Origin of the sequence: Edaphobacter sp. (genome assembly GCF_035532915.1) — a bacterium.
Classification (GTDB): Bacteria; Acidobacteriota; Terriglobia; order Terriglobales; family Acidobacteriaceae; genus Edaphobacter.
This window is the reverse complement of sequence record NZ_DATKQC010000031.1, coordinates 1-2,715: the sequence shown is the minus strand read 5'-3', so window position 1 is coordinate 2,715 and position 2,715 is coordinate 1. Positions and strand designations below refer to the sequence as shown.

Below are 2,715 nucleotides of genomic sequence, written 5' to 3'. Positions count from 1 at the left end.
GAGAACGTCGTCGCGGAAGAAGAAGCTGGTGAGGTCGCCGAACTGGCCGAGCGTCTCGACGCGCTGCTGGATGAGCGGGGCGATCTCGCGGAGGTAGGCGTCGGAGAGGATGGTGCTGCGCAGGGCGGTGTAGAAGGCATCGGGGCTGAGGGCGCGGATGTACTCGCTGTTGAGCCAGCGCAGTTTGGTGAGGTCGAAGACGGGGCCGCCAAGGCGGATGTTGGGAACCTCGAAGCGCTCGATCATATCGTCGAGGGAAAAGATTTCGCTTTCTTTGGCGCCGTTGACGATCTCGATGGGGGTGGGTGAGGGCATGCCGCCGCCCATGAGGCCGAGGAAGTTGATCAGAGCTTCGGGGAGAAAGCCGGCCTGGCGATAGTAGATGAGCGAGACGGGATTTTTGCGTTTGGAGATTTTGGACTTGTCGATGTTGCGCAAGAGCGGCATGTGCCAGAAGCGCGGTAGCTGCCAGCCGAATGCGTTATAGAGCAGGACGTGTTTGGGCGTAGAGGATATCCACTCCTCGGCGCGGATGACGTCGGTGATGTGCATGAGGTGGTCATCGACGACGTTGGCGAGGTGGTAGGTGGGGAAGCCGTCGGACTTCATCAGAACCTGGTCGTCGATGGTGGAGTGCTCGAAGGTAATGTCGCCGCGCAGTTCGTCGCGGAAGGTCGTTGCGCCTTCAATGGGGACGGCCATGCGGATGACAAAAGGTTTGTTGGCCGCGAGGTTTGCTTCGATCTGCTCTGTGGTCAGGTGGCGGCAGGTGCCGGGGTAGCGCGGCGGGAGCTTTGCCGCGATCTGCTGTTTGCGGGCGGCGTCGAGCTCTTCCGCGGTGCAGAAGCAGCGGTAGGCGGTTCCGTTGGCGAGCAGAAGGTCGGCGTGCTGGCGATAGATTTCGGTGCGCTCGGACTGGCGATAGGGGCCGTAGGGCCCGCCGACGTCGGGGCCTTCGTCCCAGCCGAGGCCGAGCCAGCGGAGGGTGTCGAAGATCATCTGCTCGGAGGTGGAAACGAAGCGGGTGCGGTCGGTGTCTTCGATGCGGAGGACGAATTTACCACCACGCTGGCGGGCGTAGATGAAGTTCAGCAGGCCGATGTAGGCGGTGCCGACGTGGGGGTCGCCGGTGGGGCTGGGAGCGATACGGACGCGGATAGGGGCTTCTGTGCTGGTCGTAGTCATGATATGGGCTAGACTTCGATGCTAGCAGAGGGAAGGCTATGGGTGGGAGCAGTGCTCGCTGCGTCGGAATAGAGATAATGGCTGGATGACAAGATTCGACTGGAGCGGCGGGCCGCTTGCCGAGGGGCTGCGATGCTATCGTGCCGAGGAGTTTTTTCTGGCGCATGAGCATTGGGAGGGCGTATGGCTGCAGGCACAGGAGCCGGAGAAGACTTTTTTACAGGCGCTGATTCAGACGACTGCCGCGTTTCATCACCTTCAGCGTGGAAACCGGAAGGGTGCCGCGTCATTGCTACGAGCAGCGTTACGGCGGTTGGAGCCGTATGCCAATTTATTTGGCGGAGTAAGGGTTGGGGTACTTCGCGAGGATATCCGTTCGTGTCTGCGAGCGCTGGAGGATGATGCTCCGTTGCGACTTGCGTCTCCGAAGATATTGCTGGAGCCGGTAACTGGAGAGTCTGACGAGTGGAGGCAGAATTGATCCTGCCTCCACTCTTGCAGGCGATTCAGAGCTACGCTCCTAAGGCTATGAGCGATTCTTTGATGGTCGGAGTCCGTCCGGCTTCAATATCGTAACGGCGGATTTGGTGAAACTTTGAAAGCACTGTGTTGGCTTTGGCGAGTGCCTCGATGCGCTCGGTGTACTGCGCTAGCTTTGCGCCGGGAATCGCGAAGAGTGCGACATCGTTGGTCAGAACATCCAGATAGGCGCGGGCTCCGCAGCATCCCAGGCTGAGTGCAGCGCGACCGGTGTTCATCACCTGTGGCACAACGGCGCACGCTGGCCGTCCCATCGCCGGCGCCGTCTGGTTCTCCACCTGCTGTGTTGCCTCTGTCAACACAAGCGATTGGTTGGCATCGACAAAGAGCAGCACCACGTCGGGGGGCAATGGAGTTTCGGTGAGCGGAGAGTAAACGACAAATTTTGACTGCGACTGAAGAACAGGGATCGAGGCAAGATCTTCTTCGCGCACATAGCCAAGTTCACCCAGAACTTTGAGCGTGTCCCCGAGATCGATCTGCTGTCGTTGCGATGGTTGCAGATTGTGCGTGTACACGCCGATGGAGCACATCTCATGATCGGCGGCAGAGGTTGCAAAGGATGCGGCGGCGGCGTCTTCCCAGAAGCGGCAGCCTGCGGAGACTCGTCCAGTATGGCGGCCGAGGCCGTCGGGAACCGTGTTTGTGAAGCTGATCGCTACCGGTGGCTGGCGAAGGTTCAGCGATTCGGACAGAGTTGCAGCGAGTTTTGCGTACGTATTGTTTTCCATGATTTTCCTTGTTCAATCGATTGCGATCGGTAACGTGTCCTTTAGGCTTTAGGTGCTGGCTCTGCTTTGAAACCCATGCTGGCGATATAGGCCTTGAGCGAATCTTCAGAGACTTCTTTGGGATTGAACTTGATAACCACGTTTGCATCGGGATAGCTTGCCTTCGCCCATGCCACTCCTTTTTCCTGCCGCAGCAGCGTCTCAAGCCCTACCGCGCAGGTGATGCAGGTGTATCCGCTGACGTGATAGGTGACGGTCT

The 2,715-nt window shown here is 59.2% G+C and carries 4 protein-coding genes; 1 reads left to right on the top strand and 3 read right to left on the bottom strand.

The genetic code is table 11. From position 1 onward, the window contains the following. A partial coding sequence (gene gltX, locus VMU57_RS01400; protein WP_325380047.1) for a glutamate--tRNA ligase occupies positions 1 to 1,185 on the bottom strand: 1,185 nt, incomplete at its 3' end. A gap of 85 nt (positions 1,186 to 1,270) precedes the next feature. On the opposite strand from gltX, the gene VMU57_RS01395 reads away from it, so the two are divergent. Then, complete coding sequence (locus VMU57_RS01395; RefSeq protein WP_325380045.1) at positions 1,271 to 1,666, top strand: DUF309 domain-containing protein; 396 nt, start codon at positions 1,271 to 1,273, stop codon at positions 1,664 to 1,666. A gap of 31 nt (positions 1,667 to 1,697) precedes the next feature. Here VMU57_RS01395 and VMU57_RS01390 read toward each other — a convergent pair whose 3' ends face one another. Continuing rightward, positions 1,698 to 2,456: a DUF169 domain-containing protein gene (locus VMU57_RS01390; RefSeq protein WP_325380043.1), complete on the bottom strand. Its 759-nt coding sequence runs from the start codon at positions 2,454 to 2,456 to the stop codon at positions 1,698 to 1,700. Between the two features lie 41 nt (positions 2,457 to 2,497). Continuing rightward, a partial coding sequence (locus tag VMU57_RS01385; RefSeq protein ID WP_325380041.1) for a heavy-metal-associated domain-containing protein occupies positions 2,498 to 2,715 on the bottom strand: 218 nt, incomplete at its 5' end.

What these genes read in the sequence shown, in the direction of transcription:
- VMU57_RS01395 (WP_325380045.1), top strand. Translation starts at nt 1,271, where the DNA reads ATGACAAGATTCGACTGGAGCGGCGGGCCGCTTGCCGAGGGGCTGCGA.
- VMU57_RS01390 (WP_325380043.1), bottom strand. Translation starts at nt 2,456, where the DNA reads ATGGAAAACAATACGTACGCAAAACTCGCTGCAACTCTGTCCGAATCG.